Consider the following 21,848-nt stretch of genomic DNA (forward strand, 5'->3'; position numbering starts at 1 on the left):
ACTACACCATCGGAGAAATTGCGGTTGGCTTAAGGATGCGGATAGTTTGGCGCTCGATCATGCCTTTGATCGCTTCGAGATAGGCTTGCCATCCCGGATGGGCGAGCATGCGTGCACGTCGTTCCTCACGATCCGAGATATTTTCATATCGCCAGAGCGCAACAACGTGGTTCAACTCGCCAATATCGCAGATAAAATGCCCAACGAAGCCGCCGAGAATTTCTGTCTGGATTGCAAGGCCCAGCTTTTCATAGGTCGCAATGAACTCTGCCATCCGGCCCGGAACGATATGATAATCACGTTCTTCAAGGATCATAATCGGCTCACTTTACCTGAAAACCAAAGGCAAGCGGATCACGCTCATCGACCAGTATCGTGTTGTAACCCGTGACCCGCGCCCAACCACCAATGCTGGGACGAATGGCCGGGCGACCGGCAACTTCGGCAGCACTCTCCACGCGACCATGAAACAATGTGCCGATAATCGATTCATGAACAAAGGTTTCGCCGACCTTCAGCAATCCTTTAGCAACACGCTGCGCCATTCGTGCCGATGTGCCAGTTCCGCAAGGCGAGCGATCAATTGCCTTGTCGCCATAAAACACCGCATTGCGTGCATCGGCTTCAGGATGTTTTCCCTTATCAGCCCACATAACATGGCTGACACCAGCAATACGATCATCTTCGGGATGAACGGGGGCAACGGCTTCCTGTACCAGCCTGCGTACTAGTGGACTAATTTTGAGAATATCGTCGGCGCTCATCGTGTCGAGACCGGCCCAGTTCTTCTGTGGTTCGATGATGGCATAAAAGTTACCGCCATATGCCACATCGACCACGAGTTCCCCCATACCCGGAACATCTATCTTCGCCTCACTGGCATGAAGATAGGCAGGCACATTGTAAATGCGGACTTCGTCAACGAACCGACCATTGCGTTTGTATTCAACTTCAACACGACCGGCGGGAACTTCAAGCGCCAGTTTGCCCTCCGTCTTTGGAACAACAAATCCCTGTTCCAGAGCAACCGTGACAGTGCCAATCGTGCCGTGCCCACACATCGGCAAACAGCCTGACACTTCGATAAACAATATCCCTAGATCGCAATCATCGCGTGATGGTGGATATAAAACCGATCCAGACATGACATCATGACCGCGTGGTTCGAACATCAACGCCTGACGCACCCAATCATGATCACGCAGGAAAATCTGGCGTTTTTCTGCCATGCTAACGTTTGGCAAAATAGGCGCACCGCCAGAGACAACACGGACCGGGTTGCCGCATGTATGGGCATCGACGCAGATAAAGGTATGAGGGTTCATATTATGCTCCAGATCAGGAAAACCGGCTGACGGAAAAAGGTGAAAGATCAATGGGGGGCTGTCGTCGGGCAACAAGATCAGCAACAAGACGACCTGTGGTTGGTCCGAGTGTTAGCCCCCCATGGCTATGACCATAGGCATGAATAACGTCATCGCGGCTTGGCGAGCGCCCAATCACCGGCAGGCTATCCGGCGTTGTGGGACGATGCCCCATCCAACGCGTTCCTTCATCGGTTTTAAGGTCAGGCAGATAAATACGTGCAAGTTTTGCAAGAGCATCGCTGCGCGCATAGTTGGGCGCAGTTTCAAGCCCAGCGAACTCGGCAGCACCACCAATACGCAATCCCATATCCATTGGTGTGGCCACGAATTTACGTTCAGCAAAAATTACTTCACGCGTTAGCGAAACGCCAGAATTGGGGATTGTGATATTATAGCCGCGTTCGCTTTCGAGCAGCACGCGATCACCAATCGTCTTTGCAAGTCGTGCTGACCATGCGCCGGTTGCAATGATCAACTGATCAAAATCGACTGCCTCGCCACCCGCCAAACGCAATTGCGCGCCCTCGATGGCAACCGCCTCGCCGGTTACAGTTTTTGCACCGCGCTCAACAACAAGATCATGCAGACGATCCACGACACGTTTTGGATCATCAAAGTGCGACCATTGCGGTGTCATTGCGGCTCGAACGACAGCCTTCCCAAGAGCTGGTTCAAGCTTGCGCGCTTCATCACCGTCCATTTCATCAAAGATAATGCCGTAACTGCGACGAAGGTCACGATCTGCTGAATCCGCTTTGAATGCCGCTTTAGTTTCATAGACCCATAAGGCACCAACCTGATGCAGCTCATGCGTGAGTTTCAACTCCTCCAGCAACGGCATGTAATCATCATAAACCGGTGCTGTCAGCGCCGCGAGGGCTTTGGTAATACGCAACATTTCCGACTGTGAGCCGCTGCGCATAAAGCGCGCAAGCCATGGGACAAGTTTAGGGAAATGTGCAGGACGCACGGACAGAGGACCGAGCGGATCGCACAACCAGCCGGGCACTTTCCAAACAAGGCCCGGTACACTTGCAGGCACGATCTCGGTAACACCAAGCCCGCCCGCATTGCCAAACGACGCCTTGTCGCCCGCTGGATCACGATCAACAATCGTGACGCTGTGTCCCTCAGCGAGCAAGGCACGCGCTACGCTTAGTCCTATTATTCCTGCACCTGCAATGAGAACATTGCTCATTCGGCATTCCATCCATTCACTGCGCCGAAACTAATCGCCCGGCAAGATAACGTGTGACTTCGGTTAAGAGGCTGGCGGCGGTAATGGCTGAGGTCTTGGGATTGTCTGGTGAAGGCAGGTTGGCGAACCGCATGAAAGCTTCGCCAAATGAACTTCGTGCTTCGATCTCATGGGTATTGAGCGAAACCGTCGGATCGGCCACGACCCTGACGGCCGTGCGCTCAACACCGGCAGCCAGTGCAATCGTCAGACCAGCATTCAAATTGCGCGGATAAAGCTCTGCTGCACGAATGGCATCGCCTTCATAAAGCACGACCGCTTCGCGCACGTTCTCAGGGTCCAACCCTAGGTCTTTTAGTTCGGCCACCCAAGCGGAGACCGGCTTTCGAGACGTATACGTCACGCTGAGATCGACAGCCTGAACCACAACATAAAGGTAATCCAGACCACCTACCGCACCCGTCGGAAAGATCAGCCTCGCACCGCTTCTTCGACTTGCTTCTGCCGCCCTAACTTTAAAACCTGCATCGCCAATGACACCAACAGAGGCCGCGATCACATCAATTCCGGCCTCTAAAAAAACCGGACAGAATGCTTTTAAGGCATCCTGTCCGGCGGCCTCGACGACAACAGAAAGTTTTGAGGCCAACAACGCATTCACGTCGTTGACAAACCGGACCCCGCGGGGTGGCTGGTCCGGTGTTGATGCGCCTTCGCGCAACAACACAGTGATCTGACAGCGGCAGGCCAGAAGCTTGCTGCACAGATCTCTTCCGATGGCGCCGAAGCCAAGAAGTGCTATATGTGGAACGGGAGCGGTCTCGATTGTCATCACGCTTACCAGGCTGACATGCCGCCATCGACGGTGAACATAGCCCCCGTCGCAAAGGATGCTTCATCCGAAGCTAGCCACAGAATGCAGTTTGCGATTTCTTGCGGTTCTGCCCAGCGATTGATCGGAGAACGCGCTTTCAACGCATTTTTGAAGCCATCGGGATCAGGTGTTGTTTCCACCATTTTCTCGAAATAGCTTGACCAAGTGACGCCCGGAGCCACACAATTTACGCGGATTTTCTCCTTCGCATGATCCAAAGCCATAGCCTTGGTGAGGGCAGCAACGCCACCCTTAGAGGCAACATAGGCTGCACGATCAAAGATGCCGACAGTTGCGACATTGGATGCAGTGTTGACGATTGTGCCGCCGCCTTGTGCCGCCATAACCGGAATCGCGTGTTTACAGCAAAGATAAACACCCTTGAGATTGACAGCCATCAGGGCATCCCAATCGTCTTCCTCTGTATTCACGACAGTTCCGGGGATACCGTATCCTGCATTGTTGGCCAGAATGTCGAGACGTCCGAATTTGCTGACAGCAGTATCTATCATCTGCTTCACTTCATCCGAGCGCGAAACATCAACGGTAAAAGCAAATGCCGCGTCACCAAGTTCAGCCGCGACCGCAGCAGCCTTTTCTCCATCACGATCAGCGACAATCACTTTAGCCCCTTCGCGAACGAAAATATGAGCGGCAGCCTTGCCAATACCCGCACCGGCCCCGGTGATGATGGCGACTTTGTCTTTCAGACGCATTTTTTCCTCGAACATAACTAGCCAGCCGTCCCACAAGGTTGCGGGTCGTTCCAAGCTTCTGGGAGAAGCCAGCAACAGTTGCTGGCGGGGGAATTTCGTATTTAAACTTTGTACGGATCAGATGGCGGAGCCGAAAAAACGGTGTCACGCTCTATCTGCAACACATTCTCAGGTCGTGGGAATGGCTCTGGTGCAGGCTCTCCATCAACGCGATCACGCCCGATCAAGCGGAAGAAATCTTCCAAGCCATTTGGCACAATCAGCCATGTCCAGAGAATATCGGTCTCGCCTTCATTGATAAACATGTGACGACGGTTTTTACCGATGAAAAAAGCGGAACCCGGGTTCATTTCATGGCTCTCGCCATCAATCACCGCACGCCCTTTACCAGACACGACAAAGATGACTTCTTCATTTTGATCGTGGGCATGTTCACGCACATAACCGCCCGGCGGAACTGTCTGCGTTCCAAAGCCAATCGGGTGCTCCATCGGAACCCGATGCGGTGCAAAAATGACATCGATGGAACCATTTGCTGGAACGGGTTGCCAGTAGCTTTCACTTGAACCTGGCTGAACGATAAGTACATCTCCGCAAGCGCCCTCTCCAGCGATGGCCCGCGTGTCTTTATTGGTCATTTCAATTCCCCGATGCGAGCTTTGCCCGTCAATATTGGATACAATATCCAACTGTAACGGAAATAATGCCGTCGTCAACGCCATTAACGAAATTATTTTTCTATATTTGGCTTTATAGGACATTATATTTCATAGTTGACTCTGAATTTTGCATATTGTATCCAATCTAAAAATGGAGCACCTGATGACAAAAAAGATCGGGAGACAATCCCTTACTGACCAGATCGTGGTGGAACTGCGCCGCAGAATTATTGCTGGCGAACTGGCAGAAGGCACCCCGCTACGGCAGGAAGCGTTGGCAACCGAGCTGGGCGTTTCGCGTATTCCTATTCGAGAAGCCATTCGTCAGCTCGAAGCTGAAGGATTTGTCCAATCTGAATTGCACAAGGGCACTGTGGTCCGGGCGCTTTCGTTGGCTGAAATTCAGGAGCTTTTTGATATTCGCATTCATCTCGAAACATGGCTTTTTGAGATGGCGATACCGCGCCTTTCCGATGCCGATTTGCACCGTGCTGAGCAGTTGACTGACGAAACCCTCGTCGAAGGAAGTGTCGAAAACTGGGGTGACTTGAACTGGCAATTTCACGAAACGCTTTATGCACCAAGCGGACGTACAGTCGCGCTGAAGTTGCTCAAAAGCGTGCATGATAACGCCAACCGTTACATTAACCTGCAGATAGCGGTCGCTCAGGATGTAGAACTCGAACTCTCCGATCACCGCGCCATTCTGGCTTATGCGAAGCTGAAAGACACTGAGCGCGCTGTCGAAACTCTGCGCAAGCACATCCAGCGCGTCGCAAACAATCTCATGAAATCCTTGATCGAAAGCAGATCAGATCAGCGGGAACAGGAAATAGCTTAAGGCAACAGCCTGAAAGCAAAAAGGCGTCGGCGGGTGACGGTCAATCCGCAAAATAAAAATAATACCGGCCCATGAAGGCTAGAAAAAACCAAAAGAGGGTTACAATGAAAGCTTATAAAAAGTTTCTTGCAGCGACGATTGCTGTTGCAGGCCTGTCGAGTGCTGCCCATGCAGATATCATCATCGGCGCAGCCGGCCCACTGACCAATGCTGAGTCAATCTTCGGCGTGACATGGATGAATGGCATGGAAATCGCCATCCGTCAGGTCAATGATGCGGGCGGCATCAATGGCGAGAAAGTCGTGCTTCAGCGCGACGACGACAATGGCGATCCAAAGCAAGGCACACTGATTGCGCAAAAACATTGCGACAATGCTGCGATGCTTGGCGTGGTTGCCAATTTCAACAGCGGCGTAACCATCCCATCCTCAGATGTCTACAATCGCTGCGACCTGCCACAGGTAACAAACGCCTCAAATCCGAAAGTCACGCAGTCGGGTTACAAGAATCTTTTCCGCCCAATTGCCAACGATCTTTCGCAAGGCTCGGCCCCTGCAGACTATGCAATCAATACACTGAAGGCCAAATCGGCCGCGATCATTCATGATAAGCAGGCATTTGGTCAGGGCGTTGCTGAAGTATTCCGCGATACATTCACAAAAGACGGTGGCAATGTAACCTCGTTCTCAGGTGTTACACAGACTGACGTCGATTTCTCGGCGCTACTCACCAGCATCCGATCTGAAAATCCAGATGTCATCTATTTTGGCGGCGTTATGCCTGCCGTTGGCCTGTTCGTGAAACAAGCACGCGAATTTGGCATCAAGTCGACGATTTTCGGTGCAGATTCCGCATTCTCATCTGACTTCATCAATGGTGCAGGCCCTGAAAATGCTGAAGGTGCCATCGTTTCGTTTCAGGCTCCGCCTTACGACTCCTCGCCAGAACTGGAAGCCTTTGCCAAGTCGTATAAGGATGCATTCGGTGAAGATGCTGGACCATATTCAGCATATGGCTTTGTTGAAGCGTCTGTCATCCTGGAAGCTATGAAGAAGCTGCCAGCACCACTTACACGCAAGGCAATTGCGGAAGAAATTGCGAAGACAAACCTCAAATCCATGGTTGGAACAGTATCCTTCAAGCCAGATGGTGAACTCACCAACCCTTTCATCTTCCTCTATAAGGTTGATGGCGGTAAGTTCGCCCTCGTGAAGTAACGCTGATCTGGCGCAGACAAGCCTCTGGTGACAGCTGGAGGCTTTCTGTCCAATCCTGAAAATGGTGCGCTTGGATCCCCGGGGCATAGCTGTGCTTTGCTTTTTTCCTAGGCGCGCCTCGGCAATCGAGGCTTCGCAGATGTCTTCCTTCCTCCTCCAGCAGACGGTCAATGCACTGACAGTCGGCTCAATCTACGCCCTTATCGCGCTAGGCTATACGATGGTTTACGGCGTTTTACGCTTGATCAATTTCGCGCATAGCGAAATGTTCATGTCAGGCGCATTCGTGGCAGTATTTCTCAGTGGTTCGCTGGGAATTGCCGGTTTTCCGGGTGCAGCCGTCATTGTCGGCATTCTCACGTTTGTCATCATCGGCGTTCTGGGTATGTCGATTGAAGTCGCCGCATACAGACCTTTGCGCAATAAATCCCGCCTCGCCCCGATGCTTTCGGCACTTGGAATGGCTATCATTATCCAGAATGTCGTCATGCTTATCGCCGGACGCCGTCCGATCATTTATCCATCAATGCTGCCAAGCGGCGTAATCGAAATCGGCGGCATCATCATTACTTGGAAGCAGATTACGATCCTCGCAATCGCGCTTATTTTGATGGTTGCGCTGGAACTGTTCGTCAATCGCAGCCGCATGGGTATCCGTATTCGTGCCGTCGCAGAAAATGCCAATACAGCATCGCTGATCGGCATTAATCCGAATATTCCAATCTCTGTTATCTTCTTTATTGGACCCGGTCTCGGCGCAGTCGCAGGTCTGCTTTATGCCTCATATTATGGTGTTGCGACTTTTACGATGGGTTTTGTGATCGGCATGAAGGCCTTCACCGCAGCTATTCTCGGCGGCATAGGCTCTATCCCCGGTGCGATGCTGGGCGGTATCTTGCTCGGCTTCATCGAAACCTTTGCAACTGCTCTCCTGCCGGGTCTGACCGGTGGCGTCATCGGCACGGAATATCGCGATATCTTCGCTTTCTCCGTTCTTGTTCTCATCCTTCTGTTCCGTCCGTCCGGCCTACTGGGCGACAAGGTCAGTGAAGAAACGATGGTGTACAAAAGTGACTTCTAAAGCTCCTCCCCCGAGCGCAGATAGCGCTCCAGCACCAACGCGCAGCGCCCTGGGGCGAACCATGTTGCTGCTTGCAATATTCCCGCTTGCGCTCATCATTCTCGGCCAATTTCTGCCGACCTATCCATTGCGCGTGCTCGATACGATCCTGCTTTATGCAGTTCTGGCAATGGGGCTGAATATCGTCGTTGGTTATGCCGGACTGCTCGATCTGGGCTATGTCGCCTTTTACGCAATCGGCGCCTATACATATGCACTGTTGGCGTCCGACCAGTTGGGGTTGCACCTGCCCTTTCCAGTTATTCTTGTGATTGGCGCTGTAATGGCTGGCATTGCGGGTATCCTGCTCGGCATTCCGGTGCTGCGATTGCGCGGCGACTATCTGGCAATTGTTACACTTGGCTTCGGCGAAATCATCCGTGTTTTGATGAATAATCTGGACTGGTTGACGAATGGACCACAGGGCATCGCGCGCATTGACGAGCCGAGGCTCCTCGGCTGGACAATCTCATCACCCCTCGATTTCCTCTACCTTCTGACCGGCCTGCTGATCATCACATTCCTCTTTGTCTGGAAGTTACAACAAAGCGCTCTTGGAATTGCTTTGTCAGCAGTACGTGAAGATCAGGATGCCGCTCGTGGCTGCGGGATCAATACAACAAAGGTCAAGCTCGTAGCTTTTGCTACTAGTGCAGTGATCGGAGGTATCTGTGGTGTTGTGTTTGCATCCATGCAACGCTTCGTCAGCCCGGAAAGCTTCACCTTCTGGGAGTCGCTCACCATTGTACTGGTGTTGGTTGTCGGCGGGCTAGGAAACCCCTTCGGGGCAATGCTTGGTGCAGCCATTCTTGTGCTTATCCCGGAATTAATGCGTGACTACGCCGACTATCGCCAACTCGTTTTTGGCATAGCGCTCGTCTCCGTCATTCTGATGCGTCCAATGGGTATTATCAGCCGCCAATACGGCCCTTCATGGCTCGCTGCGAAACTTGGGAGGCGCTGATGCTAACCTTTGAACACGTAACCAAAGCCTTTGGTGCACATAAAGCAGTCGATTACGCTTCACTCACCATGAAGCCTGGTAAAATCACCTCAATTATCGGTCCAAATGGTGCGGGAAAATCCACTCTCGTTAATATGGCAGCTGGGTCCTATCAGGTGACATCAGGACGAATTGTTCTTAACGGTGTTGAACTACAACGGCTTCCCAAGCACGCTGTGGCTCATGCTGGTCTGGGCCGAACTTACCAGAATATTCGCCTGTTCGACGGCATGACCGTGATGCAAAATCTTGAAGTAGCACTGGTTCCCCGAACCATTTCAGCACTTATCGCAGACGCCCTGCCCGGCAGAAGTGCAGAACGCCATCGACGGGATAAGTGCCACGCTATTCTGGAAAAGTTGGGCATTGCGCATCATGCACAAAGACTCGCCGGATCGCTGGCCTACGGTCAGCAAAAGTTGGTCGAACTTGCTCGCGCAATGGTCAATGATCCCCATGCTATTCTTCTGGACGAACCCGCTGCTGGTCTCAATCACGGCGAAACAGAAGAACTCAAGCATCATATTGTTGATCTAAAATCCGGCGATATCGCCGTCGTACTCATTGAGCATGACATGAAACTCATTATGTCCATCTCAGACGAAATCTATGTGATGAACCGCGGTAGTGTATTGGCGCATGGAACGCCTTCCGACATCCGCAATAATCAGCAAGTTCAGGAGGCTTATCTTGGCCAGCCAGGTGCAATCAGTGACATCGAAACCGCTGCTCGCAATCGAGCAAATCGAGTCCGGTTACGGTCGGGTGAAAGTCTTGCATGGCATCAATCTTGAGCTGCATGCAGGCGAAATTGTTTCTCTGATCGGCCCGAACGGCGCGGGCAAAAGCACACTTTTGCGCTCCATAAGCGGTGTTTGCCCGATTTCAGCGGGACAAATCAGCTTCAAGGGCGAACGCATCGATCGTATGAAGCCTTATCAGATCGCAAAGCGCGGTCTTGGCCACTGTCCGGAAGGCCGCGCCGTCTTCCAGCACCTCACCATCGAAGAAAATCTGATGGCTGGTTACTTAGAAGGGCGTGGTAAGACAGAAGCTGAATTGTTCGACCATGTGTACTCGCTGTTCCCTGTTCTGGCAGAGCGAAGGAAAAGTCAAGCAGGGCGGTTGTCAGGCGGGCAACAGCAAATGGTAGCAATTGCAAGATCGTTGATGGGCAGCCCAGAACTGTTGCTTTTGGATGAACCTTCGCTGGGCTTGGCACCTATAATCATTCATCAGATTTTTGAGATCATCATCAAACTCGCTGAGGCAGGTGTATCGATTGTTCTCGTCGAACAGAATGTCGACCTTTCACTGGAGATTGCCGATTATGTCTATGCTTTCGAGCATGGCCAAATTCACGTATCCGGTCCGGCTGAACGATTGGCTGGTGATAGCCGCGTACGGGAAATCTATTTGCCTGCGTAAAGAATATGATTCATTGGACTATCTCCTCCCTTAACATCACAGCCCACTGGCCTTCCTGATTGGACGGAGATAGATCCACAAAAATAAAATATCTTGATGGGATACGAACCGTCGAGTGATCTGTTATATTCTTCAAATGACTGAAAGCCCTCGATTTACTGGTCACAAACCACGGCGGCCGTTTTCAGTGGTGACCAGCACTCTCCCGATCGTCAATCGCCTTGACGACATAAGCCTATGAGGCGCGAACAATCCCCGTTTGCAGTTAGGAAATACTTTTGTGTTGGGCCTCGAAATCGTAGGATGCCGGCATTGATTTCATGATTATGAGAGCAGCCATGAGCAATGAGAGACAACAGCCAAACCGGGAACATCATTTCTACGTTTCGATCGCTAAATTACTATTTCACCATCCTCAACACGGCATTGTGGCTGTTCGCGATCCGATAAGTCTGGCGGATGCAAAACAACGCGGGCTGGATCCTATTATACTATATGGCGTCACAGTCGCCGGGTTGCCGATCCGTTGGCTGACGTTCTCGGCGATCGATAAGCCTAAATCGTTGAGAGAGGTGCTATTGACAGCGTGGACAGATGCAGAGGGTTTGCGTGGCATGCCTGATGTCCTGCGCGTAAACCGCTACATAGCACAAGCAGATCCGTGGCTGGCGACGGATCTGGCCAGAATCGGCACCCACCTTGAGATTGCTGACGCCAAGGATACGACAGTTCCAGCATCTCTGCGATCAGCCCAAGATGCTTCTGTGTGGCTATTGAAGAAACACGACCCGGCAGACATGTCACTGGCCAAAATGCGTTGAGTCCCTTTGTCGCGATGCACATTCGGATCACGATTGGCGAGCGGGCCGCGATCCTGGCGGCCCCAGTAACCGAAAACTGGAGGACAGCATCGAGGAATGGCTGAGCTTGCCGATGCGCCAACCGCCATACGTTCCCCTCAAGAATTTGGAATGGGAAGCGGGCTCATGGCTGTCATCCTGGGAGACGTCGCTCCCATCCGATCAGCCCCGTTATTTTCATCACGACGGCATGAGCCGAAGGACTGGCTTTGTCGCAAAAAATTCATTTCTTCTGAGCTATGTTACTCTGAGCGACATAGTTTAGTGAGGCGAACGGGGGTGGCGATTGATTTCCAAGGAGCTCATTTCCCCAAAAGTGTGATCCTCTATGCCGTTTTCTTCGACGTCCGATATTCGGTTTCCTATCGTGACCTCGAGGAGATCATGGTTGAGCGGGGTGTCAACGTTGACCATGCAACCCTGAACCGCTGGGTAGTACGTTACGCCCCCCAGATTGCAGAGCAAGCCCAGAAACGTAAACGCCCAACGCTTGGATCCTGGCGTGTTGACGAGACCTATATCAAGGTCAAAGGAAAATGGACGTATTTATATCGGGCCGTTGTTCGTGACGGGCAAACGCTCGATTTCATGCTCTCCGAGCGGCGAAATCTCGGTACTGCAAGGCATTTCTTTAAGAAAACCATAGCAAGCAATGGTGTTCCAAACAAAATAGTCATTGATAAAAGTCGAGCCAATCTGGCGGGAGCGCAGGCTGTCAACAACATCCTGAAGATCACAGGTGCAAGCGAACTGATCAAAATTCTTCAGGTCAGATATCTCAACAACATTCTTGAACAAGACCATCGGTTCATCAAGCGGATCACCAAGCCGATGATGGGTTTCACAGCGTTGCATTCAGCATCAGCGACAATCGCGGGCATCGAAGTTGCGCATATGATCCGCAAGAAGCAATTTGCAAATGACAATCGCTCGCCATTCGAGGTCTTTGCGGAGCTCGCAGCATAAGTGCGTCCAGAGAGATAAGGCCGCATTTAATCGGCTCAAAATTTTGCGACACAGCCCTTCGCTGTGCCCACCGGAGTCCGTGTGGCGCATCTGGCCGGCGCGCATGTAGCTGATGATCTCGTCGTTGCGATGCTCGTGCATCCGCACCACAAGGCCAGATTGCAACTTGGCGTGATCAATGGTGCCGAGTCCGCCAAAGCCGGGATCACCCGGCTGTCCGAGCGTGATGCCTGGACGGATGCGGCGGAGCTGGAAGGGACCATGCGCCCGCTGCTGATGGGTTTCAGGCGGTACGCCCCCTGTTCCGGTGATCGAAGGCACCCTGATATTCATTTCGTTTCTCCTTATCTGCAGCGGGCGCATTTTGGTTAGTCGCCAATTGGCGAGAGCACTTCCGTGGACAGGAGCTGGATCAGCTTCTGACCGTTTTCGGAGCCCCGGTTCCGCGAGAGTTCCGCGATTATGGTGTTGGTGGCGGTCAGGATCACACCTGCGTCCTGCATGCGGCGGCGGGATATGTCTTCCGACAGCTCATAGGGCGAACCGGAAGCATCCATGACGGCCTGCACGTTGTAGCCTTCGCCGAGGGCATCAATCGCCGGGAACACGAGGCACACGTCAGTGGTGACACCCGCCATGATCAGGTTCTTGCGACCAGTGGCTTCGACAGCGGCCTTGAAGTTGGTATCCGTCCAGGCGTTGACGATGCCTTCGCGCTTAACCCGGTTCTCGAATTCGATTGGAAGGATTTCCTGGAGTTCAGGCAGAAGAGGTCCCTGCAGACGATCTTCCTGGCTGGATGTGAGGATGGTAGGGATGCCGAGAATGCTTGCGGCCTTGGCCAGTGCCAGCGACATGCGCTTGGCCTGTGCGACATCGATGTTCTTGATAAGCTGCATCGTGCCGACCTGATGGTCGATGAGCAGGAGGGCTGAATTTTCGGCGGTAAACAGCTTGGACATGGCATAATCTCCTATGTGTTATCAAGCTTGATCGCTTGAACAGAAGATATTCCTGAAACACAGGCTCTGGCAGACTTGAAAAACGTCAACCTTATGTTCCATTTATGAAACATGAAAACATTTGATGACTTTGACGGACTTGCTCTTTTTGTTCGTGTCGCTCAGGCGGGGGGACTCGCGGCGGCGGAACGTTCTACGGGTATTTCCAAGGCGGCGCTCTCTCGACGGCTCTCCGCACTTGAAGACAAACTGAATGTTCGCCTCATCCGTAGGACCAAGAAGGGGTGTCGTTCTGGCCGAACACTGTCAGCAACTCTTCGACCGAAGCCGCGACGTATTCATGCTCGCCGAAGAGGCCGTGGCTGACGTTCAGGACAAGAGGGTTGCGCTGTCTGGCACTGTGAAGATGTCGTTGCCACCAGACCTGGCGACTGAGATCCTCGCTCCCGCCCTGATCAGCTTCAAGACGAGGTTTCCTGAAGTTATCATCGAGATGACCCTCGCAGACCGCCGTGTATCGCTTATTGAGGAAAGCTATGACCTAGTTATCAGGATGGGCGCCCTCGCCGATTCCGGTCTGATGTCTAAAAAGATCGCTAGTTTGCCGAGAACCTTGGTAGCGAGTCCCGCCTTCCTAGCGGGCCATGCGAATATCAAACGACCTGAAGATCTCGCGAATGTGCCCGCAGTGTCCATTCGCCGCGATCTGGTGGAATGGGAGTTGAGCAACTCGGAGGGACAGACCGCGACGGCACATCCCAAGGTTGGATTTGCAGCGAACCGACAGTCGCTCCTGATTGATGCCGTCCTTGCGGGTCTCGGCATCGCCAACCTGCCGAACTTCATGATCGATGCAGAGATGACTGCGGGCAGGCTCGTGCGGGTGTTGCCGGACTGGGAGCCGTCACGCGTGGAGATGACTGCGCTCTGGCAGAAGGGCAGGATCACGGGAAAACTGATCAAGGCGATTGTGGCCGAGTTTGAAAGAGCACTCGCGAAATGATCGGGACTGACTTTCAGTCACCCCTCGCCCGCAGAAGAGTGAGGATTGATAAGACGATTTTTTAACGGGAAGGTTCGTTCATGGCACGGTGCTAAACGCGTAATATGCAAAACTCGGCAAGAAAATATCGTAAATTATTTATATTTATTATTTTTTAAGTTTCAATTAAAGTGATTATTGTTGCATCTTAATTCAGTTAAATATCTTTTAAATAATAAAATAGCGATAAATATCAATGATTTTTATTTATGAAAATGACTTTCTACACGAGACGTGTATCTAAATACTTATTTTAATTTTTATATAGATCGAGAGAATTGATGCAGGCTTTATCTTAAAGAGTGATAAGGTAGATTTTCAGTGCGCAATTAAGCGCTCTCGATCATTAAAGATCGGATACTCAAATGAACAAGTTGGATTGGCTTAAGCCCGCCGTCGGCGGAGCAATAGCTGGTGCTGCCTTGACGATGATCACCGGTTTTACTGTTGGCGGATGGATCACCGGGGGAACCTCACAAAACCTAATAGCATCCTCTCTCAGAGACGGGGTGGCGTTAGCTCTAACCCCCTATTGCATCGAGAAATCGAAGGCGGACCCGGCAGCGGCCAGTATACTCGCAGAATTTAAATCAGCGCCGACTTACTCGCGCAGGTCGCTTATTGAAAAATCTGGCTGGGCGACACCGCTTGGAACAGATCAGCCAGATCCCGCTCTTGCAACCGCATGTAGCGATGAACTCGTAAAGACGCTCTAAGCGGCAAGTGGGAGTGAGGATATAAACATTTAAAACAAATCCATCGACAGAGCAGAGAACATAAGCCGCGAATTCTGCTCCAGTCGTGATGATGAGCATGTTGCCAGTCAAAATGAACTCAAAAACGCTCAACAACGACAGAATGAACCTCGCTGGCCAATATCCTGCGACGCGCTTGCGGAGGATTTTCGCGCTCTCGCCTTCCTCGTCATTGATCGGCAGAAGGATCAATATCCTATATGATAATGGCACCGCATTTGCACCAAAAGTATTTGCGCACCAGGGAATGAACACCACGCGTCGGCCCCAACTGAGAATGGCATAATGTCTTCCACCTTTCTGGATTTCACGAATATCAACATGATTGTACGGCTTCTTAGAGAAGTTCACGAGCCTGGTGCTACTTGTGAATTGAAAAGCCAGTTTGCGCGTTATCTCTTCCCCCGTTTTGAGCAAGGTAGATATGATGAAAGACGTTTGCGTATTGCGTTAAAAAGTTACGTTTATTATGAAAAATCAACTAGAGCGTGTCCGCTTTACTCGGGGTCATATCCGCACGATTTGAAGTAGTTGGCGCATTCTTGTGGTTCGAACAGCGTAAGGATTTGGCCAACGGTATTCCATAAGCCGTCGACCGTTCGCTCGGCTTTTGCGCGCAAGACGGCCTTGAGCTTCGCAAATGCCTTCTCGATGGGGTTGAAGTCGGGACTGTATGGAGGAAGGTAAAGCAACCGGCATCCGGCGTCTTCGATTGCGTGACGTACTCCTTCCGCTTTGTGTGCAGGCAGATTATCCATGATGACGATGTCGCCCGGCACCAAGGTTGGAATGAGAACCTGCTGGACATAGGCCTGGAATGCTACCCCGTTCATCGCGCCGTCCAAAACCATGGGTGCCGTGATTCCAGATAGCCTGAGGGCTCCGGTAAACGTCGTCGTCTTCCAATGGCCGTGTGGGACCGGTGAACGGCATCGATCTCCGCAAGGGGCACGTCCACGAAGCCGGGACATCTTCGTGCTCAGGCCGGTTTCATCGATGAAGACGAGCCGCGCCGGATCGAGATCGAGTTGGTCGTCGAACCAATCCTGACGACGTTTCAGCAGGTCAGGACGCTCCTGCTCCAGTGCATGCGCGGCCTTTTTTTGAAAGTTTAGCCGCGCTTTCGTAGCCAGACGTCAAGCGCGCTACGGCCGATCGATATGGCTCTGTCCTCGCGCAATCGCAGAACCATCTCGTTGAGCGTGATATCCTTTTCCTCTTCGATTATGCGGATGATGAAGTCCTCGTGAGCACCAAGGCGTGAACCACCGCGTCGGCCCTGCTTAGCAGGCGTAAACTGGCCCGCCCGTGCGCTGGCAATCCAGGCGATGGCCGTTGAAATGCCAATTCCAAATCTGGCTGCCGCCGATCTCGCCGACATGCCAACGCGTGACGCAGCCAGAACGCGGCTACGCAAATCATCACTGAAAGCTCGGGTCATATTGCCTCCGACCAAATCACCAGTCGAAGCGATAGAATCAGAATTCAGCAGCCAAGGGAATCCTCAACGCGATTCCGCGTTCAATGGACGTGCTCTAGCAGCGCCATCGACAATTGGAACGATGAAGGTGGCGCTACAGCAAAAGGATTCTTACAATGACACTCTTACTTTCCGAACCCCAGCATGAGCTTTAATGATTTTGAGGCCTGCGTGCGCTTCATTGGATATGATGGTATGATCTCCGTTCCATCTCTGATCGAGAAAAGCGCATCGGAACGAATGGGCGCAATTGCGACAACCCAAGCGTCGCTACTGACTACATTCGACGCATCGCGTAAGATGATCTTTGCAGTCGCAGGCAGGCTATATGACCAGTCTCACCAGACGTCCTATCGAATAAAACTACAGGATATGGGATAGAAATCTTACTTTTAAACAAGGATCCTGCCTTCAAGTGACCTTAATTGCTTCATTGTGATTGTATCGAATAAAGTGCATGATTAAATTGTAGAGAATAATTAAATAAGATTTTTTGCTTTATAAACACATATCTTTCCCCTAAATTGAAAGGATGACGAGATGTTTTCCATCATTAATACTGTAAATTTTAGTCCTGCAAACAACCGCTTACTTAAAATAATGCTTTCAAATGCTGGCTATGAAACCTTACGGATGCGGCCATTGCCGGGTCCTCTCTGGGAACAGTCACAAAGAGTATTAAAGCACTTCATGACGGGTGTCGTGCATTCCAAACAACTCTATGAATCGCCCCCGCCGGAAAGTGCAGCTGCTTACGGTATAGCGTAACTCGAACCAGCACCCTATTATGTGTCGAGAGCACCAATTTTTATCTGAAAATAGCGTCAGATTACAAGATGGATTCAAATTATGGCTAAAGGCCAAATGCGCGGTAATCGTGAAATTCGCAAGCCGAAGAAAGATAAGTCTGCTGTTAAAGAAATGGAGCAAAATCCATCACTTGGTCACTTTCCAACATTGAAAAAAGAAACGCTAAAAAACAAAAAATAATTATATAATTAATGGTATGAGCGGATAAAACTTGGACTCTACGTCACAATGCTAAGACTGTTTCGATATTCGATTGGGCTTCGAGCGCCAAGTGATATTTTGATTCGCTTCTCGTTGTGCCACCGAATGTAGCCATCAACTTCCTTGATAAACTGCTCGAGTGGAGTGTTCTTCCAATCGCTGGGATAAAAGAACTCTGTTTTTAGCCTGCCAAAGAAGCCTTCGCATGCAGCGTTATCTGGGGAGCACGCCTTACGGGACATTGAGCGCACCAGCTTCGCATCACTGATCCTCGATAGTCAACCCGGCCAGCGATAATGTGCACCGCGATCAGAATGTAATATTGGCCGCTCATCTCTACCTGAGACAGTTTCTATTACGGCATCGAGCATCGTGTTGACCAATGCCGCATCTGGTCTCGTTCCGAGTGACCAGCTGATAACCAAACCATCGAAACAGTCGATGATGGGTGAGAGATACACCTTGCCAGCCGGAATATGGAACTCCGTGATATCAGTCAGCCGTTTCTCGTTTGGGGCTGTGGCCTGGAAGTTACGACTAATAAGGTTCTCGGTTGCCGGACTGATTTCTCCCAGATAAGAGCGATATCGCCGCCACTTTGGCGTGGCAACGATCAGCTTCTCCTGTTTCATCAACCGCTGAACAACCTGTTGAGTTTAGCCTGATTTTGAGCCAGGTTTCTATTTGGGTTAACCCACGCGAGGACGGAAATAGACATAGGATTTAAAAGAATACATGTGCTGTGTCGGATCAGCATTAAATATAAAACTGGTTCAAAATCAGGCTGCATTCAATGGTTTTGCACACTATGTCGGTCAGGTGAACAAATCGGTGATTTTCTGAAATCGGCCAACAGTCGGCATTGCGATAAGGTAGCGTGAGTGGCGCCTTAGAACAGGGACCTGTCGATGGTTTCTCGTCGCCCTTTTCAGTCGGGAAATATAGGCGTTGTAATTCGTCTATTTTTTTGCCAGAAAAACATCAGCTAGAGATGGAGAAGAGATGCAATGGCCAACATCCCTCTGACTCGTAGCCAGTTTCTTCTTCCATTTGTGGGTATACTTGACGAGCTGGGTGCGCCTACGAGCACGCTTTTGAAGAAAGCTCGGCTACCATTTTCTTTCGAAACAAAGCGCGATCTTTATGTTCCGGTATTGCCTGCAATCCAGTTTATCGAAACGGCCCAAAGCTCTCAGGGCATTACCGATTTCGGTTTCCTAGCCAGCCAGCGGCTGCATTTTTCTCATCTGAGAGAAAAAACCAGAGCACTGATCGCACACTCCCCGACATTGCTTGTTGCATTGCGGCATGCCTGTACCGAGGCTTCGAGGGAAGACACTATCCTGAGCATGTGGATCGAACGCGATAGTGACCATGTCCGGGTTTGCAGCAAGCTCGCAATAACAAAAGAACTTCAGCACCTGGAGCATGCACAATGGCTTCAGAATATTTTCTCGATCTATATTGTGCGGCAATTTACTGGTCCCAGCTGGACACCGCCAGTAATGGCTTTTGAAGCGCACTATACGCCGAGTGAAGCGACGCAATCCTTCTGGCCAAATGTGCGCTTCATGTCTGGACAGCACGCGGCATGGATCAGCATACCTATCTCATGCCTTAGTCTCTCCAACCGTTTAGCTGGATCATTTCATCCAGTGCAGGATCAGGAGGATGGCCCCTCGGGCTATGATATCGTGGAACTTCTCAAACTGATGTTGCCATCTTATCTTGACGGAGGTGTTCCCACGCTTGCTGAGATCGCCGAGATGGCAGGCGTCAGTGCGCGTACCTTCCAGCGGAAACTCGCAAATGTTGATTTTGTGTATTCAGATATTTTGGATGCTGTGAGATTTGAGCGCTCAAGCAACTTATTACGTGAATCCGATTCCAAGATCATCGATATCGCATTTGCGTCTGGCTATTCTGACCCAGCCCACTTCACGCGAGCATTTCGCCGTATTTCCGGTGTAACCCCCCGCCAATTTCGTGAACAATCGCGATTGCGATAAGTGTTTCACCTGAAGCACCGTCGCCAGACTAAAGTTGGCACAAAATGGCAAGACTGATGATCTGTCCCTGCTAGAAGCGTTTGAAGACAACTTGTCCGCCAATCCCTCAATGATTGGTTAGATGTCGTTTGCATTGGTTCGTGTCACGCTCTGCGGCATAGCATCATCTTACGAATACAGGGCATATTCAGCGTTTGTTTAAAGGGGGAAAGATGCAGGGCATAAATGGACTGTTCAGTTGGTGCAAGCAATGCGGCACCATGATTATTACGATCGCGGGCTTTATTGCATTTAATACTGGCGCGGCGTGGTCCCAATCGTCGGCTGATGATCTTTCACAACAATTAGCAAATCCTCTGGCCAGTCTCATTAGCGTTCCTTTTCAAAATAACTTCGACTTTAAGGCTGGGTCTAACAAAGACGGTTTTGCCTACAGTCTCAACATTCAGCCTGTTATTCCATTCAGCTTAAACGACGATTGGAACGTTATTTCGCGCACAATTATACCAATCGCTTATCGGGATTATATGCCTGGTGGCAGCGTTTCAGGCTTAGGCGATATAAATGCCAGCTTTTTCTTGTCCCCGAAGAAAGCGGGGCCTGGCGGCTTGATATGGGGCGTCGGGCCGGTTTTTCTTCTTCCTACGGCGACCGACGATTATTTAGGTAGCGGGAAATTTGGTCTTGGCCCTACAGCGGTAGCACTTATTCAGGAAAAAGCGTGGACCGTCGGTGCGTTAGGTAATCATATTTGGTCTGTCGCGGGCCCTTCGGGCAGGCAAGACGTGAGTGCCAGCCTGTTGCAGCCGTTTGTTTCCTATAATTTCGGCCAGGGAAGATCGACGTCGCTCAGCGTGGATTCAACCTACGACTGGCAAGCGGAGCATTGGACAGTTCCAATTAATTTAGGCGCTACGCAGGTTTTCAAGGTGAACGATCAGGCCATGAGCCTTCAGGTAGGTGGGCGTTATTATGCTGATGGTCCTGCCGGTACGCCAGAGTGGGGACTGCGCACGACCCTGACATTCATGTTTCCTGAATAGCGAAATGACGAGGTCGGATGGAAATGTCACAAAATGGCAAGACTGGCAGTTCGCGAGTGTTAGAAGCGATCTGGATAGAGTTCAGTCAGCTGATCAAATAGTGATTTGCAGACCGTTCTGGATTGATCCCTGCCGCATTCTGCGAAGGGACGCCGTCATCGTTATTATGATTGTATGAAGAGGTATTCCATGTTCCGTTCGGTTGGGATCAGTCTCGTAGTTGCCTCGGTTGCATGGTCCGGTGGAGCATATGCCGAGACATTGGGTAGCACAGCGCCGGTCACCGTTGACAGTTTCGTTCGTGCTGAGACCGACCATTACCTTGCGGCCAATGTGAAGGACATAGGCCAGCTGGGCCAGTTTAAGCATGCTCGCGAGCCCGTGGCGATTGATAAGCAGACTGTTATCCGCATGAACCGCGACACCCTCTATTCGTTCGCTGTGTTTGATCTGGCGGCAGGACCAGTAACGATCTCTCTACCTGAGACGGGCAAGCGCTATATGTCGATGATGGTCGTTGATCAGGATCACTACCTGCCAATTGTCGCCTATGGTACGAAGCCGGTTACGCTAACACAGAAATTCGTTGGTACGAGATATGCTTTTGTGGCTGTCCGCACACTGGTGGACCCCAACGATCCAAAAGATCTTGATGAAGTCCATAAACTCCAGGATGCCATTAAGGTCAGCCAGAAGGAGCCGGGCCAGCTCGATATCCCAAACTGGGATGACGAGAGCCTGACAGAAATCCGAAATGCTCTGCTTGCGTTAGCAAAACATCAAACGTCGTATAACGGTTCCTTTGGAACCCGCAGTGCGGTCGATCCGATCCGTCATCTAATTGGTACAGCTTCCGGATGGGGCGGCATTCCAGAAAAAGACGCAATGTATCCAAGTTTTACGCCTGAGAAAAATGACGGAAAAACCGTCTATACTCTCAATGTGCCAAAGACCGTGCCGGTGAAGGCTTTCTGGTCGATCAGCGTTTACAACGCCAAAGGCTTCTTTGAGAAAAACGACTACAATGCCTATTCGATCAACAACCTTACGGCGACAAAAAATGCGGACGGATCGGTTACTGCGCAATTTGGTGGTTGTGATGGAAAAAAACCAAATTGCCTACCCGTTGTTGAGGGCTGGAACTACACTGTAAGGCTTTATCGGCCAGATCAAAATGTTGTTAGTGGCGAATGGAAATTTCCAGAAGCCGAACCGCGCCAAAACTAATTCACATCGGCAAGGCTAAGTTTACAGCTAAAACGACGCCTGGCGAAACGCGGAGTGTCCGTTATCTACA

General features: G+C 51.1%; 25 protein-coding genes and 2 pseudogenes. 18 read left to right on the plus strand and 9 right to left on the minus strand.

From position 1 onward, the window contains the following. Position 1 precedes the first annotated feature (1 nt). From WH356_RS21135 to WH356_RS21160, 6 genes are all read right to left on the minus strand, one after another. Complete coding sequence (locus WH356_RS21135) at positions 2-316, minus strand: NIPSNAP family protein (protein ID WP_339514370.1); 315 nt, start codon at positions 314-316, stop codon at positions 2-4. Between the two features lie 7 nt (positions 317-323). After that, positions 324-1,325, minus strand: coding sequence for a 4-hydroxyproline epimerase (locus tag WH356_RS21140; protein WP_339514372.1), 1,002 nt, complete (start codon positions 1,323-1,325; stop codon positions 324-326). 13 nt (positions 1,326-1,338) lie between these two features. Beyond that, complete coding sequence (locus WH356_RS21145) at positions 1,339-2,565, minus strand: NAD(P)/FAD-dependent oxidoreductase (protein ID WP_339514374.1); 1,227 nt, start codon at positions 2,563-2,565, stop codon at positions 1,339-1,341. 16 nt (positions 2,566-2,581) lie between these two features. Next, positions 2,582-3,397: an aspartate dehydrogenase gene (locus tag WH356_RS21150; protein ID WP_339514376.1), complete on the minus strand. Its 816-nt coding sequence runs from the start codon at positions 3,395-3,397 to the stop codon at positions 2,582-2,584. 5 nt (positions 3,398-3,402) lie between these two features. Next, the gene (locus WH356_RS21155) at positions 3,403-4,155 is read right to left on the minus strand and encodes an SDR family oxidoreductase (RefSeq protein ID WP_339514378.1); all 753 of its coding nucleotides are present in this window, start codon (positions 4,153-4,155) and stop codon (positions 3,403-3,405) included. Positions 4,156-4,256: 101 nt separating this feature from the next. After that, the gene (locus WH356_RS21160) at positions 4,257-4,793 is read right to left on the minus strand and encodes a cupin domain-containing protein (RefSeq protein ID WP_339514380.1); all 537 of its coding nucleotides are present in this window, start codon (positions 4,791-4,793) and stop codon (positions 4,257-4,259) included. A 184-nt stretch (positions 4,794-4,977) separates the two neighbouring features. On the opposite strand from WH356_RS21160, the gene WH356_RS21165 reads away from it, so the two are divergent. The 9 genes from WH356_RS21165 (at position 4,978) to WH356_RS21205 (ending at position 12,621) form a co-directional block, all read left to right on the plus strand. Continuing rightward, positions 4,978-5,655: a GntR family transcriptional regulator gene (locus WH356_RS21165; protein WP_339514382.1), complete on the plus strand. Its 678-nt coding sequence runs from the start codon at positions 4,978-4,980 to the stop codon at positions 5,653-5,655. Positions 5,656-5,759: 104 nt separating this feature from the next. Beyond that, complete coding sequence (locus tag WH356_RS21170; RefSeq protein ID WP_105707459.1) at positions 5,760-6,872, plus strand: branched-chain amino acid ABC transporter substrate-binding protein; 1,113 nt, start codon at positions 5,760-5,762, stop codon at positions 6,870-6,872. A gap of 139 nt (positions 6,873-7,011) precedes the next feature. After that, the gene (locus WH356_RS21175) at positions 7,012-7,953 is read left to right on the plus strand and encodes a branched-chain amino acid ABC transporter permease (RefSeq protein ID WP_339514388.1); all 942 of its coding nucleotides are present in this window, start codon (positions 7,012-7,014) and stop codon (positions 7,951-7,953) included. Between the two features lie 61 nt (positions 7,954-8,014). Continuing rightward, complete coding sequence (locus tag WH356_RS21180; protein ID WP_339514390.1) at positions 8,015-8,956, plus strand: branched-chain amino acid ABC transporter permease; 942 nt, start codon at positions 8,015-8,017, stop codon at positions 8,954-8,956. Further along, positions 8,956-9,789 carry an ABC transporter ATP-binding protein gene (locus WH356_RS21185; protein ID WP_339514392.1) on the plus strand — a complete coding sequence of 278 codons (834 nt, stop codon included), beginning with the start codon at positions 8,956-8,958 and terminating at the stop codon, positions 9,787-9,789. The genes WH356_RS21180 and WH356_RS21185 overlap by 1 nt, the downstream gene beginning before the upstream one ends. Then, positions 9,722-10,423: an ABC transporter ATP-binding protein gene (locus WH356_RS21190; RefSeq protein ID WP_339514468.1), complete on the plus strand. Its 702-nt coding sequence runs from the start codon at positions 9,722-9,724 to the stop codon at positions 10,421-10,423. Before WH356_RS21185 ends, WH356_RS21190 begins: the two co-directional genes overlap by 68 nt. A 338-nt stretch (positions 10,424-10,761) precedes the next feature. Continuing rightward, entirely contained in the window at positions 10,762-11,244 is a 483-nt protein-coding gene (locus tag WH356_RS21195; RefSeq protein ID WP_339514394.1) for a hypothetical protein, read from the plus strand. Between the two features lie 318 nt (positions 11,245-11,562). Next, on the plus strand, positions 11,563-12,249 hold the full coding sequence (locus tag WH356_RS21200; protein ID WP_339514470.1) for an IS6 family transposase: 687 nt from the start codon (positions 11,563-11,565) through the stop codon (positions 12,247-12,249). An 81-nt stretch (positions 12,250-12,330) separates the two neighbouring features. After that, entirely contained in the window at positions 12,331-12,621 is a 291-nt protein-coding gene (locus WH356_RS21205; RefSeq protein ID WP_339514396.1) for a hypothetical protein, read from the plus strand. On the opposite strand, the gene WH356_RS21210 is transcribed toward WH356_RS21205, so the two are convergent. After that, positions 12,618-13,211, minus strand: a complete 594-nt coding sequence (locus WH356_RS21210) for an isochorismatase family protein (RefSeq protein ID WP_339514398.1) — start codon at positions 13,209-13,211, stop codon at positions 12,618-12,620. The genes WH356_RS21205 and WH356_RS21210 overlap by 4 nt on opposite strands. A 111-nt stretch (positions 13,212-13,322) precedes the next feature. On the opposite strand from WH356_RS21210, the gene WH356_RS21215 reads away from it, so the two are divergent. From WH356_RS21215 to WH356_RS21225, 3 genes are all read left to right on the plus strand, one after another. Beyond that, positions 13,323-13,577, plus strand: a complete 255-nt coding sequence (locus WH356_RS21215) for a LysR family transcriptional regulator (RefSeq protein ID WP_339514400.1) — start codon at positions 13,323-13,325, stop codon at positions 13,575-13,577. Further along, a complete protein-coding gene (locus WH356_RS21220; RefSeq protein WP_339514402.1) occupies positions 13,465-14,214 on the plus strand; it encodes a substrate binding domain-containing protein in 750 nt (249 codons plus the stop codon). The genes WH356_RS21215 and WH356_RS21220 overlap by 113 nt, the downstream gene beginning before the upstream one ends. A 404-nt stretch (positions 14,215-14,618) precedes the next feature. Then, entirely contained in the window at positions 14,619-14,969 is a 351-nt protein-coding gene (locus WH356_RS21225) for a hypothetical protein (RefSeq protein ID WP_339514404.1), read from the plus strand. A gap of 536 nt (positions 14,970-15,505) precedes the next feature. On the opposite strand, the gene WH356_RS21230 is transcribed toward WH356_RS21225, so the two are convergent. Further along, a protein-coding gene (locus WH356_RS21230) for an IS630 family transposase (RefSeq protein WP_339514406.1) occupies positions 15,506-16,449 on the minus strand; the annotation gives its coding sequence in 2 pieces (ribosomal slippage) (positions 15,506-16,125 and positions 16,125-16,449; 945 coding nt in all). A gap of 180 nt (positions 16,450-16,629) precedes the next feature. Between WH356_RS21230 and WH356_RS21235 the strand changes: the two are divergent. From WH356_RS21235 to WH356_RS21245, 3 genes and pseudogenes are all read left to right on the plus strand, one after another. Next, positions 16,630-16,869 (plus strand): annotated as a pseudogene (locus WH356_RS21235) (DUF1488 family protein); the annotation flags it as partial. A gap of 159 nt (positions 16,870-17,028) precedes the next feature. Then, a complete protein-coding gene (locus tag WH356_RS21240; protein WP_339514408.1) occupies positions 17,029-17,256 on the plus strand; it encodes a hypothetical protein in 228 nt (75 codons plus the stop codon). Between the two features lie 81 nt (positions 17,257-17,337). Then, complete coding sequence (locus WH356_RS21245) at positions 17,338-17,478, plus strand: hypothetical protein (RefSeq protein WP_339514410.1); 141 nt, start codon at positions 17,338-17,340, stop codon at positions 17,476-17,478. A 38-nt stretch (positions 17,479-17,516) separates the two neighbouring features. Here WH356_RS21245 and WH356_RS21250 read toward each other — a convergent pair. Beyond that, positions 17,517-18,155 (minus strand): annotated as a pseudogene (locus WH356_RS21250) (IS3 family transposase); the annotation flags it as partial. Between the two features lie 351 nt (positions 18,156-18,506). On the opposite strand from WH356_RS21250, the gene WH356_RS21255 reads away from it, so the two are divergent. The 3 genes from WH356_RS21255 (at position 18,507) to WH356_RS21265 (ending at position 21,778) form a co-directional block, all read left to right on the plus strand. Then, positions 18,507-19,508, plus strand: a complete 1,002-nt coding sequence (locus WH356_RS21255) for a helix-turn-helix transcriptional regulator (RefSeq protein ID WP_339514412.1) — start codon at positions 18,507-18,509, stop codon at positions 19,506-19,508. 212 nt (positions 19,509-19,720) lie between these two features. Then, positions 19,721-20,551 (plus strand): transporter, encoded by an 831-nt coding sequence (locus WH356_RS21260; RefSeq protein ID WP_339514414.1) that lies wholly within the window; start codon positions 19,721-19,723, stop codon positions 20,549-20,551. 189 nt (positions 20,552-20,740) lie between these two features. After that, entirely contained in the window at positions 20,741-21,778 is a 1,038-nt protein-coding gene (locus tag WH356_RS21265) for a DUF1254 domain-containing protein (RefSeq protein WP_339514416.1), read from the plus strand. The last annotated feature ends 70 nt before the right edge of the window (positions 21,779-21,848 follow it).

Origin of the sequence: Ochrobactrum sp. MYb379 (genome assembly GCF_037479515.1) — a bacterium.
Classification (GTDB): Bacteria; Pseudomonadota; Alphaproteobacteria; order Rhizobiales; family Rhizobiaceae; genus Brucella.

Bases quoted from the DNA above. Each gene is read 5' to 3' on its own strand.
- WH356_RS21135 (WP_339514370.1), bottom strand. From the start codon at position 316: ATGATCCTTGAAGAACGTGATTATCATATCGTTCCGGGCCGGATGGCA.
- WH356_RS21140 (WP_339514372.1), bottom strand. From the start codon at position 1,325: ATGAACCCTCATACCTTTATCTGCGTCGATGCCCATACATGCGGCAAC.
- WH356_RS21145 (WP_339514374.1), bottom strand. From the start codon at position 2,565: ATGAGCAATGTTCTCATTGCAGGTGCAGGAATAATAGGACTAAGCGTA.
- WH356_RS21150 (WP_339514376.1), bottom strand. From the start codon at position 3,397: ATGACAATCGAGACCGCTCCCGTTCCACATATAGCACTTCTTGGCTTC.
- WH356_RS21155 (WP_339514378.1), bottom strand. From the start codon at position 4,155: ATGCGTCTGAAAGACAAAGTCGCCATCATCACCGGGGCCGGTGCGGGT.
- WH356_RS21160 (WP_339514380.1), bottom strand. From the start codon at position 4,793: ATGACCAATAAAGACACGCGGGCCATCGCTGGAGAGGGCGCTTGCGGA.
- WH356_RS21165 (WP_339514382.1), top strand. From the start codon at position 4,978: ATGACAAAAAAGATCGGGAGACAATCCCTTACTGACCAGATCGTGGTG.
- WH356_RS21170 (WP_105707459.1), top strand. From the start codon at position 5,760: ATGAAAGCTTATAAAAAGTTTCTTGCAGCGACGATTGCTGTTGCAGGC.
- WH356_RS21175 (WP_339514388.1), top strand. From the start codon at position 7,012: ATGTCTTCCTTCCTCCTCCAGCAGACGGTCAATGCACTGACAGTCGGC.
- WH356_RS21180 (WP_339514390.1), top strand. From the start codon at position 8,015: ATGTTGCTGCTTGCAATATTCCCGCTTGCGCTCATCATTCTCGGCCAA.
- WH356_RS21185 (WP_339514392.1), top strand. From the start codon at position 8,956: ATGCTAACCTTTGAACACGTAACCAAAGCCTTTGGTGCACATAAAGCA.
- WH356_RS21195 (WP_339514394.1), top strand. From the start codon at position 10,762: ATGAGCAATGAGAGACAACAGCCAAACCGGGAACATCATTTCTACGTT.
- WH356_RS21210 (WP_339514398.1), bottom strand. From the start codon at position 13,211: ATGTCCAAGCTGTTTACCGCCGAAAATTCAGCCCTCCTGCTCATCGAC.
- WH356_RS21215 (WP_339514400.1), top strand. From the start codon at position 13,323: ATGAAAACATTTGATGACTTTGACGGACTTGCTCTTTTTGTTCGTGTC.
- WH356_RS21220 (WP_339514402.1), top strand. From the start codon at position 13,465: ATGTTCGCCTCATCCGTAGGACCAAGAAGGGGTGTCGTTCTGGCCGAA.
- WH356_RS21225 (WP_339514404.1), top strand. From the start codon at position 14,619: ATGAACAAGTTGGATTGGCTTAAGCCCGCCGTCGGCGGAGCAATAGCT.
- WH356_RS21240 (WP_339514408.1), top strand. From the start codon at position 17,029: ATGTTTTCCATCATTAATACTGTAAATTTTAGTCCTGCAAACAACCGC.
- WH356_RS21245 (WP_339514410.1), top strand. From the start codon at position 17,338: ATGGCTAAAGGCCAAATGCGCGGTAATCGTGAAATTCGCAAGCCGAAG.
- WH356_RS21255 (WP_339514412.1), top strand. From the start codon at position 18,507: ATGGCCAACATCCCTCTGACTCGTAGCCAGTTTCTTCTTCCATTTGTG.
- WH356_RS21260 (WP_339514414.1), top strand. From the start codon at position 19,721: ATGCAGGGCATAAATGGACTGTTCAGTTGGTGCAAGCAATGCGGCACC.
- WH356_RS21265 (WP_339514416.1), top strand. From the start codon at position 20,741: ATGTTCCGTTCGGTTGGGATCAGTCTCGTAGTTGCCTCGGTTGCATGG.